This is a genomic window from Exiguobacterium sp. FD-YE-25-4 (assembly GCF_057004685.1).
In genome coordinates this window covers 2413455-2427137 of sequence record NZ_CM168041.1, presented here as the reverse complement: position 1 = coordinate 2427137, position 13683 = coordinate 2413455, and the positions used below count along the sequence as shown (strand labels likewise).

15 protein-coding genes are annotated in these 13683 nt (G+C 49.4%); 10 read left to right on the top strand and 5 right to left on the bottom strand.

What is annotated here, in order from left to right; all coding sequences use genetic code 11:
• Positions 1–94 precede the first annotated feature (94 nt).
• Entirely contained in the window at positions 95–709 is a 615-nt protein-coding gene (locus AC13H5_RS12390; RefSeq protein ID WP_483545900.1) for a flavodoxin family protein, read from the top strand.
• A 31-nt stretch (positions 710–740) separates the two neighbouring features.
• Here the strand turns inward: AC13H5_RS12390 and AC13H5_RS12385 are convergent, their stop codons facing one another.
• From AC13H5_RS12385 to AC13H5_RS12375, 3 genes are all read right to left on the bottom strand, one after another.
• Positions 741–1274 carry a hypothetical protein gene (locus AC13H5_RS12385; protein ID WP_483545899.1) on the bottom strand — a complete coding sequence of 178 codons (534 nt, stop codon included), beginning with the start codon at positions 1272–1274 and terminating at the stop codon, positions 741–743.
• A gap of 316 nt (positions 1275–1590) precedes the next feature.
• Positions 1591–2472 carry a phosphogluconate dehydrogenase (NAD(+)-dependent, decarboxylating) gene (gnd, locus tag AC13H5_RS12380; protein WP_483545898.1) on the bottom strand — a complete coding sequence of 294 codons (882 nt, stop codon included), beginning with the start codon at positions 2470–2472 and terminating at the stop codon, positions 1591–1593.
• A 61-nt stretch (positions 2473–2533) separates the two neighbouring features.
• Complete coding sequence (locus AC13H5_RS12375; protein ID WP_034779072.1) at positions 2534–2746, bottom strand: hypothetical protein; 213 nt, start codon at positions 2744–2746, stop codon at positions 2534–2536.
• Between the two features lie 434 nt (positions 2747–3180).
• Here AC13H5_RS12375 and AC13H5_RS12370 point away from each other — a divergent pair, with 434 nt between their 5' ends.
• The 5 genes from AC13H5_RS12370 to AC13H5_RS12350 all read left to right on the top strand — a co-directional run bounded on the left by AC13H5_RS12370 (position 3181) and on the right by AC13H5_RS12350 (position 7834).
• A complete protein-coding gene (locus AC13H5_RS12370) occupies positions 3181–4134 on the top strand; it encodes an LCP family glycopolymer transferase (RefSeq protein WP_483545897.1) in 954 nt (317 codons plus the stop codon).
• A 70-nt stretch (positions 4135–4204) separates the two neighbouring features.
• On the top strand, positions 4205–5050 hold the full coding sequence (locus tag AC13H5_RS12365) for a YihY/virulence factor BrkB family protein (protein WP_483545896.1): 846 nt from the start codon (positions 4205–4207) through the stop codon (positions 5048–5050).
• A 103-nt stretch (positions 5051–5153) separates the two neighbouring features.
• Complete coding sequence (locus AC13H5_RS12360; protein WP_483545895.1) at positions 5154–6077, top strand: LCP family glycopolymer transferase; 924 nt, start codon at positions 5154–5156, stop codon at positions 6075–6077.
• Positions 6078–6158: 81 nt separating this feature from the next.
• Positions 6159–7358, top strand: coding sequence for an alpha-amylase family glycosyl hydrolase (locus tag AC13H5_RS12355; protein WP_483545894.1), 1200 nt, complete (start codon positions 6159–6161; stop codon positions 7356–7358).
• A 125-nt stretch (positions 7359–7483) separates the two neighbouring features.
• Entirely contained in the window at positions 7484–7834 is a 351-nt protein-coding gene (locus AC13H5_RS12350) for a hypothetical protein (RefSeq protein ID WP_214830334.1), read from the top strand.
• Positions 7835–7858: 24 nt separating this feature from the next.
• Here the strand turns inward: AC13H5_RS12350 and galE are convergent, their stop codons facing one another.
• Complete coding sequence (galE, locus tag AC13H5_RS12345) at positions 7859–8875, bottom strand: UDP-glucose 4-epimerase GalE (protein WP_483545893.1); 1017 nt, start codon at positions 8873–8875, stop codon at positions 7859–7861.
• Positions 8876–8907: 32 nt separating this feature from the next.
• Positions 8908–10140 (bottom strand): flagellar basal body-associated FliL family protein, encoded by a 1233-nt coding sequence (locus tag AC13H5_RS12340; RefSeq protein WP_483545892.1) that lies wholly within the window; start codon positions 10138–10140, stop codon positions 8908–8910.
• Positions 10141–10335: 195 nt separating this feature from the next.
• Between AC13H5_RS12340 and AC13H5_RS12335 the strand changes: the two genes are divergently transcribed.
• From AC13H5_RS12335 to galU, 4 genes are all read left to right on the top strand, one after another.
• A complete protein-coding gene (locus AC13H5_RS12335) occupies positions 10336–11061 on the top strand; it encodes a YveK family protein (protein WP_483545891.1) in 726 nt (241 codons plus the stop codon).
• The gene (locus tag AC13H5_RS12330; protein WP_483545890.1) at positions 11054–11770 is read left to right on the top strand and encodes a CpsD/CapB family tyrosine-protein kinase; all 717 of its coding nucleotides are present in this window, start codon (positions 11054–11056) and stop codon (positions 11768–11770) included. The genes AC13H5_RS12335 and AC13H5_RS12330 overlap by 8 nt, the downstream gene beginning before the upstream one ends.
• Before the next feature lie 14 nt (positions 11771–11784).
• Positions 11785–12552, top strand: coding sequence for a tyrosine-protein phosphatase (locus AC13H5_RS12325; protein ID WP_483545889.1), 768 nt, complete (start codon positions 11785–11787; stop codon positions 12550–12552).
• A gap of 220 nt (positions 12553–12772) precedes the next feature.
• Positions 12773–13672: a UTP--glucose-1-phosphate uridylyltransferase GalU gene (galU, locus tag AC13H5_RS12320; protein ID WP_483545888.1), complete on the top strand. Its 900-nt coding sequence runs from the start codon at positions 12773–12775 to the stop codon at positions 13670–13672.
• The last annotated feature ends 11 nt before the right edge of the window (positions 13673–13683 follow it).

Below are 13683 nucleotides of genomic sequence, written 5' to 3'. Positions count from 1 at the left end.
ATCCTAATTTTCCCATGTGAAGGCAAGCGTGTCGACGAGATTAATCTTTCTACGGGCGGGGAACACCTAACTGTCTACTATAAGGAGGGATTCGATGAAAGCCTTATTCTTGAACTGTTCCTTGAAAGGCGGGGACACGACCTCGCATACGGAAGGATTGATGAAGGATATCATCCCGCACTTCGATAAGCTCGGGGTCGACTCGGAGATCGTCCGCGTCGCCGACTACAACGTCGCGTTCGGCGTGACCGAGGATGAAGGGGACGGGGACGCATGGCCCCAAATTTTTGAGAAAGTCAAAGCCGCCGACATCCTCATCATCGGGACACCGCTTTGGCTCGGCGAGAAGAGCAGCGTCGCCACGCAAGTCATCGAACGGTTGTATGGGGGCAGCGCCTTGACGAACGAGTTGGGTCAGGCCATCTACTACAACAAGGTCGGCGGTGTCGTCGTGACGGGGAACGAGGACGGGGCGAAGCACGCCTGTGCGTCAATCTTGTATGGCCTGTCCCATATCGGTTTCACCGTCCCACCGAACGTCGATGCCTACTGGGTCGGCGAGGCCGGCCCCGGTGACTCGTACATCGATGCCGGGCGCGACAACGCCTTCACGAAAAAGAATGGACGCGTCATGGCGTACAACTTGTACCATTTCGCGAACCTATTGAAGCAGACGCCGATCCCGGCCGAAGGCAATACAATGGAATGAGAAAGGCGGCCTCGGCCGCCTTTTTTGATGCTTATTCACCGAAGAATGGACGAGTGTCGCTTGGATGCACAGGCTTTCCGTAGCGTTTGATGCGTTTCTCGATCAACGTTTTCTGCTTCATCATATAATCGATGATGTGTTCAATGAAATGCTCGTTGATTAAGCAAGGCTCGAACTGGAGGACGTGTTGATAAGTATGCGGTCCGGCGCACAAAAAGCCAGGCGGTAACCAGGCTGTTTTCAAACGACTTATGTAATCCAATACACGAATGACAAAATAAGCCTCGTCTACTTCCTGTTGATACATCATTTGGAACGAGATCTCCCCACCATCCGGGAACGTGCGTGTTAATTTGAGTATGGTCATCGGTCCATACAGCATCGTCTCTCCTTCGAATTGAAAACGATGATCTTGTTCACTGATGCGAAGCGCTTGGTCGGCGATTCGATTGAAGGTGTAATCGACATCTCGCCAATCGTTCGTCTGTTGGCGATAAAGGATTTCCCTTGTGGCTTTGTGTAGATTTTTCGAGACGTTTAACGGATATTCATGAAGTTTCAACATGTTTTTCCACTCCTTGTTCAACACAAGATATAGTGCTCCTTTCATCATAAGCTAATTTTAAAGGTTAGAATTTTACAGATTATAGTATATTTAAGAGGTTAATCGCTGTACTTTCCATTAGTAGTAACATTTTCCTTGAAAATTATAAAAGAGACATTTGTCACAGTAGAAAATATTGCACAAAAAACAAAAAGATTTCAGTCGAATCGTTGACTGAGATCTTTTTTTACAATCAACAATTCAAACATAAAAAAGACGCTCGAAGGCGCCTTTAAAAGATTTGCTTACGATCAGAGCGAATACTAGTTTGATTTCACTATTTTTTCTCCACCGCATGCCCACCGAACTCGTTCCGCAACGCAGCGACGACTTTCCCGGAGAACGTGTCCTCTTCGAGCGAACGTTGCCGCATCATGAGCGACATCGCGATGACCGGAGCCGGCACGCCGTACTCGAGCGCCGTCTCGACTGTCCACTTGCCTTCCCCTGAGGCATGCATGACCCCTTTAATCTCGTCGAGCTTCGCGTCCTTATGGAACGCGCTCTCGGTCAGCTCCATCAGCCACGAGCGGACGACCGAGCCGTGGTTCCAGACGCGGGCGACTTGCTCGTGGTCATATTCGAACGGGCTCTTCTCAAGAATCTCGAACCCTTCGGCGATCGCTTGCATCATGCCGTACTCGATGCCGTTATGGATCATCTTCAAGAAGTGACCACTGCCGCTCGGTCCAGCGTACAAGTAACCGTTGTCCGTCGACACGTCGTGGAACAACTCCTCGATTTTGCCGAACGCCTCCAAATCCCCGCCGATCATCGTACAGGCGCCGTGTCGCGCCCCTTCCATGCCGCCACTCGTCCCGACGTCAAAGAAGTAGATGAGCTTGTCTTTGAACTGCTCGGCCCGTCGTATCGACTCTTTATAGTTCGAGTTCCCGCCGTCGATGACAATATCCCCTGGAGACAAGAGCGCGTGCAGGTCGTTCAAGACGTGCTCGGTCACGTCGCCGGCCGGCACCATCACCCAGATGGCGCGCGGCGCCTTCAGCCCTTCGACGACTTCTTCGAGCGACTGTTTTGTCTCGAACTGGCTTGTCGACACGTTGCCTGGGTCGTATCCGAGCACACGGTGTCCACTGTCCGTCAAGTTGAGCGCCAAGTTCAACCCCATCTTCCCAAGTCCGATCATCCCTAATTCCATATCGGTTCACCCCGTTCGTTGTAGTGGTTTCCTTATAAGGGTTACCCGAAATGGATGGACTTCAAAAGAGGGGCTTCACTTCATCGATGCGGTAGGCGAGGATCGACCCGACCTTCACTTGCTTCCCGTCACTCAAGTTGACGAAGTCATTCAAAGGACTCGCGACCTTTAACGTCTTCTCGAACGTGGATGATGCCTCATGAATCGAACCTCCATACACGATAAACGAACAAAGCTCATTTTTCTCTAAAAAGCACGTGACGACATAACGCATCTGCCGATTCCTCCGACCATTAAATGGATTTATTTTTACAGTTTTAATACGAACAATACAATTATTACAAAAAATCATCCATTTGTCCTATGATGCTTTTTAAATATAAGGAAACAGACCTAAAAAAACACACATTCGACTAAATATTGACATGAAATTGCAGAAGTCCTACTCCAAAAACAGGACCTTATACATATGAGTGAAAAGTGAGAACGGTTTCAGCTATACCAAGGCGTGGTACTCTTACAAAGGAATGTTGGCAGAAGACTAAACTATTTATGAGGGAAACCCGATATTAAAAAACGAACGAATATTTCGACACTTGCCGACAAACATTTACCTTTTTTACAAATTTCATAAAAAGTCGAAATTATTTGCATGATAAAATAAAACCTGGTCTTATTCATTAAAAGGTTCGAGAAAGGTGCTATGTCATGGAAGAGCAAAAGAAAAAGAGAGTCAAGAAACGCCGGAGAAAGAGTTCACCCGTAAAACGCATCGCGATCATCGCGGGAATCGTAGTAGGGCTGTTCCTGCTCATCGGAGTCGGGGTGGCTACATATCTATACAATCAAGTCGATTCGACCGTCGAACGGTTGAACGAGTCCACTGGGCTCAGCCCGGAACGGATGACGACGGAAGCAATCAAAGACAAGAAGCCGATCTCGGTCCTTCTCCTCGGCGTCGACCGTCGTGCCGACGAGCAAGGGCGCAGCGACTCGATTATCGTCATGACGCTCAACCCGAACACGGATCAAAGCGCGATGCTCAGCATCCCGCGTGACACGAAGACGGAGATCGTCGGTAAAGACACATCTGACAAAATCAACCACGCCTACGCGTTCGGAGGGGCCGAGATGGCGCTCGACACGGTCGAGAACTTGCTCGACATCCCGATCGATTACGTGGCAGAAGTCGACATGAAGGGCTTCCAAGACACGGTCGACCTCCTCGGCGGCGTCAACGTGACGAACAACTTGGCGTTCACGTCAGGTGAGCACACGTTTGAACCGGGCGCACTCACGCTCAATGGCCCGGAAGCGCTCGCGTATACACGCATGCGCTATGACGACCCGAGCGGGGACTTCGGTCGCCAAGAGCGTCAACGTGACGTCATCACGGCGCTCGTCAATAAAGGCAAAGATGATTTCTCGATCTCGAAGTTCAACAACATGCTCGACGTGCTCGGCAACAACGCCAAGACGAACATGACGTTTAAAGACATTCGGACGCTCTCGAGCGACTATATGGCTGCTTTCAAAAACCAGGACGTCCTTCGCCTCGAAGGAACGGGCGGGAAAGAAAGCGATGGCATCTATTACTGGAACCCGGACGCCGCTTCACTCGAAGACGTGAAGTCGTATCTCGGACAATTGATGGAACAGTGACGCATCGCCTCATCCAATCGGATGGGGCGTTTTGATTTGTGTCATAATAAATAAAAAAGGAGTGACCCGAGTGCTTGATCGCCTATTCCGCCTCGTCATCGACGTCCGCCATCGGTTCAAGGACCACCATATTAACGACTATAGCGCGACGCTCGCGTTCTTTTGGTTTCTCGCCATCTTCCCGACGTTCGTCCTCTTGTTCACCGTCATGGCGTGGCTCGGGATCGACGACGCCTTGTTGATCGAACAAATTGAGATCCTCATCCCGGGTTCGAGCGTGCGGGACATGCTGTCGATTGTCTATGACGTCAGCGGCAACATCAACGCCGGTCTCGTCTCGATCGGGGCCATCATCGCGGTCTGGTCGGCATCGAACGGGACGGCCCGCCTCGTCAAGCTGACCGTGTTCGCTTACGGGGAGACGGAAGCTCGGAGCTATGTCGTCCGTCGTTTGATCGGTTTGCTCACGCTCATCGCCTTCAGCGTCGGTGCAGTCATCTTGATCGTGTTCCATATCTTCGGCCGTGAGTTCGTCGAGCTCGTGTACACGTGGTTCCCACAGCTCGAGGATTTCGACCGATTGGCGACTTTAGCGCGCTACACGTTGTCGACCATCATCCTCATTTTCGCGTTCTCGCTGTTCTATAAGATCGCCCCGCAACAACACGTCAAATTCACAGAGACGCTCCCTGGTGCCGTCTTCGCGGTCATCTCTTGGCAGCTACTGTCGACGGGTTATAGCGTCTATGTCGACCAGTTCTCGATGTTCGGGGATACGTACGGGACGATCGGCATCGTCATCTTGCTCCAAATTTGGCTCTACTTGACGGCGGCGACGATGTTGCTCGGGGCTGAAATCAACGCGGCCTGGCCCGACCATATGCGGCGTGCCCGCTATAAGACACATTTCCCATGAAAATTGAAAAGATATGGTTAGCATTTTTTGACAACGTGCTATAATACAACACGTGAAGCGGGAATTATATCCATATCTAACGATTTTGAAAGCAGGTGCACGCATGGCGAGACATAAGAAGAAATCACGCTGGAAAAAAGTGTTGGCGATCACGCTCGGCGTCTTGACGGTCTTCCTCGTCGCTGGGGGCTTGTTCGTCTGGTCGATGTACCGGGACGTCAATGAGACGGTGACGAAAGTGAACGACAATTTGGAAATCAGCGAAGAACGGAAACAAGTCGAGACGATTGAACAGAAGGAGTCGGTATCGGTGTTACTGCTCGGGATTGACCGCCGTGACGGGGAGCAGGGACGGAGTGACTCGATCATCGTCATGACGCTCAACCCGACGACCGATGAAGGGGCGATGCTCAGCATCCCACGCGATACGAAGACGGAGATCGTCGGAAAGGACATGAATGATAAGATTAACCACGCCTACGCGTTCGGTGGGGCCGAGATGGCGATGGATTCGGTAGAAGCGCTCTTGGATATCCCGATTGACTACGTCGTCGAGGCGGACATGGAGGCGTTCACCGAGGTCGTTGACGCACTCGGCGGCATCACGGTGACGAACAACTTCGCGTTCTCGTCGGACGGCTACTCATATCCGGTCGGACAGGTCGACTTGAACGGTGCCTCGGCGTTGTCATACGCCCGGATGCGCTATGATGACCCGAACGGGGACTTCGGTCGCCAAGAGCGGCAACGCGCCGTCGTCGCGGCCATCGTCGAGAAGGGACGTTCTGACTTCTCGGTCGACAAAGTGACGAAGCTGCTCGACGTCGCCGGCAACCGGGCCAAGACGAACATCGAGTTCAACGAGCTCGTGGCGTTGTCGACGGACTATATGAAGGCGTTCCGCAACGCCAGCACGCTCCGCATCGAAGGAGCGGGCGGTCTGGAGTCGGACGGCATCTATTACTGGCATCCGAATGAAACCTCGCTCGCCGATGTCCAAGCCGAGCTACAGCGCTTGATGAACTGAGTCGTCCTTAGGGACGGCTTTTTTTGCGTTTGAAAATCGTGTATCGGTGGGAGTGATAAAGAGACACTGAGGAGGGATCACATGCTTTGGGAAACTGTTGAACCGATCATCAATCGATTAGAGGACGACCATACATCAGAGGACTGGCAAGAACTGTTCGCGAAGTGGGACGGTCATCATTGGCATGACGGGGAAGGTGTGAGCGAGAAGACGAGCGTGCTCATGATGGACGCGAATGCCGTCACGACGGATGGGAGTCCGGACTTGGACGCGCTCCATGACCTGTTGAAGGAACACGTCCAGGCGTCGATCAGCGACTTATATCTTGTCTCGCTGTTCCCGTACCCGGCCAAACCGACCGATACGGCCATCAATCCGCGCATCCGATTATATGAGGACCTCGGACGCTTCAAGCATGAGTTCGAGCTCATGTACGATACCGAACCTGACGTCTATAACGAGCTACAGTTCAATTTGCTCGAGGAAACGGACGCCTTCATCGAGCGGCTCGCCCAAGGCGCGACGAAGTTACGCGTCCACGTCCAGTCGTTCCGCGGCATGCCCGAGGAGAGCATCCAACGCGTCATTGAGCTCTGGCACGCGGTGCTCCATCATTATAAGCCGCATGGGCAGTTGATTCTTGCCTATGAAGGAGACGTTCAGGCACTCGGTTCATACATCAGCGTTGCCGATGCCATCTGTCACTTTGACCTCGCGTCGCACACGATGCTCGCTTTCGCACAAGGGGATGCCAAGAAGCTGTCCGACTGGGCGAATCGAATCGAGGCGCCAGGAGAAGGAAAGACGTACTTCAACTTCTTGTCGATTCATGAACGCGACCCGTTCGAGAAGAACTTGATTGAACCGAGCGTCGACATGATTCTCGCGGCCCACAGCATCTTGTTCTCGCTCCAAGGCATACCGGCTGTTGATTACCGGACACTGCTCGGTGTCCAGACACCGGTTGACCATGACGCGCTCATCCAGGAGCTGAAGACGGACCCGTATCGCCTGCAAGTGTTCTCGGGGATCATCAGCCAGTTGAACGTCAAACGGACGCACCCGGCGTTCTCGCCTTATGCCGAGCAGCGAATCGATACATCTGATAAGCGCGTCTTCACGGTCGAACGGAAGCGTGAAGGGGAGACGCTCCTGCTGTATACGAACGTCAGCAATGAGCCGGTGACCGTGCGGACAAAAGGGACGAACCTATTCACAGGTGAGCCGGTCGAGACGATTGACCTCGATGCGTATGGGTTTGTTTGGGTGAAATCTGAATAGGACTTTTGATTCAAAGTTGAATTGTGTGATTTAGGTGTATTGACTCATGATTCATTTGGTAGGAGAATGGATATAGAAGGAATTTCCATGACAAAATCCTACATACACCTAAGGAGCGAATTCCGATGAATCAGTCACTATTTATGCATGTCTTGAGTCTTACGTTCCATTCATTTTCGTATTGGATGTTCGCGACGTTGTTCATCGCATTAGCGGGCTTCGTATTTTTCTACATGTGGGACCGTGAGTTTGCGATCGAGTACCGGACGATTTGGCGCAAGTTTTACTACTTGATGTTCGCAGCGTTCGTCTTGTTCGGATTAATCGTCGGCGAGTTCACGTTCGACGCCGCGTGGGCACTCGCGGGCATCGCCATCGTGATTGCCGTCCTTGACTTTGGAGTGCTCGTCACACCAGGCAAAGAACCAGAAATCATTGAAGTCGACATGACAAAACGGCTGACAGAAGAACCTTAAGGGTTCTCGTGTCAGCCGTTTTTCTTATGCCCGGTAACCGTTCGGGTTGTTCGATTGCCAGTTCCAAGCGTCGCGGCACATGGCGCGGACGTCATGTTTCGCTTCCCAGCCGAGCACCTGTTTCGACTTCGATGGATCGGCGAAGCACATGGCGATATCGCCCGGTCGGCGTGGCGTTACTTTGTATGGAACAGCTTTACCACTCTCGGCCTCGAACGCATGGACGAGGTCGAGGACGCTATAGCCGGTCCCGGTCCCTAAGTTGAACGCTTCGGCCCCGGTATGGTCCATGACGTAGTCGAGTGCTTTCAAGTGACCTTCGGCCAAGTCGACGACGTGAATATAGTCACGGACGCCGGTCCCGTCCGGTGTGTCGTAATCGTCACCGAACACACTCAGTTCGTTCAAGCGGCCGACGGCGACTTGCGTGATGTACGGCATCAAATTGTTCGGGATATCGAACGGGTCTTCGCCGATTTGACCCGATTTGTGGGCGCCGATCGGATTAAAGTAACGCAATAGGGCGATGCTCCACGATGGGTCGGCGACAGCAAGGTCGCGCATGATGTCTTCAATCATCAGTTTCGTCCGTCCGTATGGATTTGTCGCGCTGAGCGGGAACGACTCGTCAATTGGTGTCCGTTCCGGCATGCCGTAGACGGTCGCCGATGAGCTGAAGACGATCCGTTTCACGTCGAACGCGTTCATTACTTCAAGTAATACGGTCGTGCCGACGACGTTGTTGTCGTAGTAGCGGAGCGGCTCCGATACCGATTCACCGACGGCTTTCAAGCCAGCAAAGTGAATGACGGCGTCAATCGTATGTGTCAAAAAGATTTGTTCGAGCAGTTCGCGGTCGAGAATGTCGCCTAGATAGAACGTGACCGTTTTCCCTGTCAACGCCTCGACGCGATTGAGCGCCTCGCGACGGCTGTTCGACAAGTTATCGACGACGATGACGTCGTGACCTGTTTCAAGCAATTGTAAGACGGTATGGGTACCGATATAACCGGCACCACCTGTGACTAAAATAGTGTTCATATGAATGACCCCTTCCAAAAATCCTCTATTGATTACTTCTCAGTTAAGCGCACCCGGGTCTGTCCGTTTGTGCCTTCAAATAAGCGAAGTGAATACGTCTTACTTTCATAAACCATTGCATCGTCTGTCTCGAGCACCGGTTCGCCAAGCGGGCTGAACACCTCGCGCGTCGTTTGTGTGTTCGTCCAGTCGATGGCGTGTACTTTGTCTTGTTGAATGACGAAGAACCCACCGTTATAGAACGCATAGGCGTTCAACGCATCCGTTTCCCGGCCGTACGGCGCGCCGATTGTCTCTGTGAGTGTTGCTTCGTTCATAGCGAAGAAGTCAGGAATCGATTCGCCGAGCCAATCGTTGTTCAAGTTCGTGTTCACCCAGTCGAGTAGGGCGCTATCGGTCAAGTCGCGTGTGGGCCAGTCGGTCGTGACCGAATCGAGGGGGACCCACGCTGTCGTCTCATCCAAATTCACTTCAACATGGTCATCTTGTTCCTTCACAATCTCGTAGCGATCGCCGATATCTCCTATATAGGTGACCGTCGTGCCGTTCGGTTCCGAGACGAGGTTGACGTTTTTCGAGGCGAGCCAGACATAGTTCGTTTCTGGTTCTTGGGCGACCGGATCAGGGTCCGGCTTCGGTGTTTCCTCGACGACTTTGGCTTCTTGTTTTGGCTCCAACAAGTCCATTACATATGGATACCCGATATAGCCACCTCCTATGAGTAAAGCGAGGAGGAAAAGGACACCAATCCATTTTCCGGATTTACGGCGTGGTCGGGCTGGTTCGATCGTTCGTTGATATTTGGCTCGTTCCGCGCGTGAGGGAACTGGAATTTCAGGTGTATAACGCGGTTTTGCGGCTGTGGCTCGTTCTTCCTGTTTTGGAGTTTCAACTACGGTTGGTTCAGGAGTGGATACCGATGCTTTGTCCGCAATCTGTGTTTCCTTGACGACTGTCTTGTCAATTGATCCAGATTGAGGTACCGTCGCTTCTTTGTTTAATACATTCTCATGCATCTCGAGTAAAGACACATAGTATGGAAGGAACATGGCATCTTTCTTGCCGTCTTTGATCCAAGCAGCGAAGTCAACCGCCGATTTTTCATCGGTCGAAAGCGTGATATTCGTCGTACCGGTCAATTCTTCAAAGGACATGGTTAACGATTTTCCGTCCCCTAAATTTTGTTTAATGACATCTTGTAGTTTTGTACGTGTTGTCGCATTCGTGTCTGCGTACAACTGGAGTAGGCGCTCACTAACGTGCACTATTGTCTCCTCCTTTTGTTAAGTTCTTCCTAACAAAGTTTATCAGATTTACATACCAAAAAACCCAAATTTTAAAAAATGGGTCATCAACTGTGAGGATTTTTGCTATAATGTTTTGGTATTGGCATTGTTAAATATTATCTGCGGAATTTTTCCAGTAGTGACTTTAAAGAACAGAGGAGAGAAAACACGAGCATGAAAGAAGAAACAATTTCCCTTGGAGAATTATTCTCCATCTTAAAACGGAGCAAATGGCTCATCGCAAGTTTAGCAATCATCGCGGCACTTATTGCCTTTTTAGTTAGCTCGTTCCTTATCAGTCCGACATACGAGGCATCGACGCAAGTATTGGTCGCTCCGAAAGAGACACAAAACAATATGATTGATAGCAGTCAAGTCCAGTCATCTGTCGCTCTAGTCAACACATATCGCGTCATCATCCAAAGCCCAGCGATTTTAGAACCAGTTCAAGAAAATGTGGTTGGTGCACCTGATAACATTAGTAACTTGATCACAGTCAACAGTGAACAAAACTCGCAAGTCATCAATATCAAAGTCCAACATACAAACCCTGTTCTTGCAGCAGATATCGCTAATGAAATTAGTACCGTATTTGCGGAAGAAGTGAGCGAATTGATGAGTGGTGTAGATAACGTCAAAGTTTTGTCAGACGCATCTGTCCCAATGACCCCTGTCAGTCCGAATATTTTACTCAATACAGCCATTGCAATCGCACTTGGATTGATGATTGGCGTCGCTATTGGATTCCTTAAAGTTGTGTTGGATCGTCGTATTAAGACAGAACAAGATGTCGAGAGTATTCTTGAGCTTCCAGTTCTCGGATCAATCCCTGTGATTGATAAAGTCGAAATGATGCAACAACGTAAAGCTAACGTGAAAGGTGAACAAGTCCATGTTTAAGTTCGGAAAAAAGAAGAGTAAACACATTAAATATGATAAAACAGGCCGTGATTTAATTACGGTTCATAAACCGAAATCGCCTATTTCGGAGCAATATCGGACAATTCGAACGAATTTAGAGTTTACGGCAGTCGATGACGACTTGCAAACGATGGTCATTACGTCAGCCTCGTCAGGTGAAGGGAAATCAACGACGTCATCGAACCTCGCCGTTGTCTATGCACAGCAAGGAAAGAAAGTGTTGTTAGTGGATTGTGACATGCGTCGCCCGACAGCCCACTTCACATTCCGTCTTTCAAACGGGATTGGTCTCTCAACTGTGTTGGCTAAGAAGACGACCGTTGAAAAGGCGACACATTCGACTCAAATCGAAAACCTTGACTTGATTGCAGCAGGCCCGATTCCACCAAACCCGTCAGAGCTGTTGTCTTCGAAAATGATGGATCGCGTGTTAGAAGAACTAAAAGCGAACTATGACATCATCATTTTAGATGCGCCTCCGATGATGCAAGTAGCCGATACACGCCTTTTAGCTCGCAAAGTTGACGGTGTAGTTCTTGTTGTCGGTTGTGATAAATCGGATCGTCAGATGGTTGTCAAAGCAAAAGAACAATTAACGCTAGCTGAAGCGCATATCCTGGGTGTTGTCTTGAACAAACGTGAGCCACAAGGCAGCGATGATTACTATTACTATTACGCATACGAATAAAAGGAGAGCGTGCCATGATTGATATCCACTGTCACTTATTGCCGGCCGTCGATGACGGACCGGAAACAGTCGAACAAGCGGTCGAGATGGCGAAGCGCGCCGTTAGTGAAGGGGTGACCGCAATCGTGGTCACCCCCCACGCGTTTCACCCGCAGTTTGATACAAGCCAGCTCGACGTAGCAAATGCTGTCACAAGGCTACAAAACTTTTTGCGGCAAGAAGGAATCGACCTCGATTTATATACTGGGCAAGAAATCCGAATTTTTGGAGACCTTGTTGAGTCGCTAGAGCAAGGAAAAGCGTTATCACTTGCTGGATCACGTTACGTTCTCGTGGAGTTCCCAAGTGACTCAGTGCCAGCCTATGCGGAACAACTCTTCTTTGGCCTTCAAACGGAAGGCTACACGCCCGTCATCGCTCACCCAGAACGTAACAAAGAATTCGCCACCAATCCGAAACGATTGATGGACTTCGTCTCATCTGGTGCGCTTTCGCAGATTACGACGAGTAGTTTAACCGGAGAATTCGGTCAGAACGTGAAGGAACTTTCATTCACTTTCCTTCGTAACGGTCTCAGCCATTTAATCGCATCAGACGCCCACAGTACAGGCCGTCGAACATTTTATTGGACGGAAGTCGAAAAGGTTGTCCGTGAAGAGCTTGGTCAAGAGAAGTGGGAGAATTACGTCGTCAATGCAGAAGCCGTTATGAAAGATGAGTTTGTGTTTATTGATCCCCCAACATTACCGACTAAAAATTGGCGAGGAAAATGGAAAAAATAATTCACTTGTTATTAAAGACTAATTATTGACAATTTATCTATAAATATGATTCTTTTGTCGACAACTGTCGAACGATTTTAGGTTTATTTTACTCCCCGTATGTTTTTATATTAGGTCGAAAGTGATACCCTTAATTTATAATTTTGAAAGGATGTAAGTTACATCCTTTTTTCTATGAATCAGACATATAATATATATTTATCCATAGAGGAGGAACATCATGGCAAGCAAAATAGTGAAAAAAGCTGTGATTCCAGCTGCAGGGTTAGGTACACGTTTTTTACCGGCAACGAAAGCAATGCCGAAAGAAATGTTACCAATTGTCGACAAACCGACGATTCAGTACATCATTGAAGAGGCTGTTGAATCTGGGATTGAAGATATTTTAATTGTAACTGGTAAAGGTAAACGAGCAATTGAAGATCACTTTGATTCGGTTCCAGAACTTGAGCAAATCTTAATTGAAAAAGGAAAATCTGAATTCTTAAAGTTGGTTGAAGAAACGACCAATATTAATATTCATTTCATTCGACAGTCAAAGCCGATGGGACTTGGTCATGCCGTTTTGCAGGCAAAAGCGTTTGTGGGGAATGAACCATTTGTCGTTATGCTTGGAGACGATATTGTTCAGGCGGAAACCCCCTGTACAAAACAACTGATTGAACAGTACAAGAAAACGGAGAGTTCAATTATTGGGGTACAACCAGTTTCGAGTGATGTAACTCACCGTTATGGGATTGTTGATCCACAAGCATCACTTGAAGGTGGTTTACATAAAGTTGAATCATTCGTGGAAAAACCAGCCCCAGGTACAGAACCTTCAAATTTAGCGATCCTAGGACGCTATTTGTTTACACCGCAAATTTTTAAATTTTTAGAGACGCAGGTACCTGGTGCGGGTGGCGAGATACAGTTGACCGATGCAATTACACGCTTAAATGAGGTCCAACGTGTCTTTGCATATGAATTTTCAGGAAAACGTTATGATGTTGGCGAGAAATTAGGTTTTATCCAGACTACGTTAGAATTCGCATTAGCTCGAGAAGATTTGCATGACGACGTGCTAAAGATGATTACACAACTAGTAGAAGAAAATACTTCTATGAATGTAGTCAACTAAAGGGAGGGAAA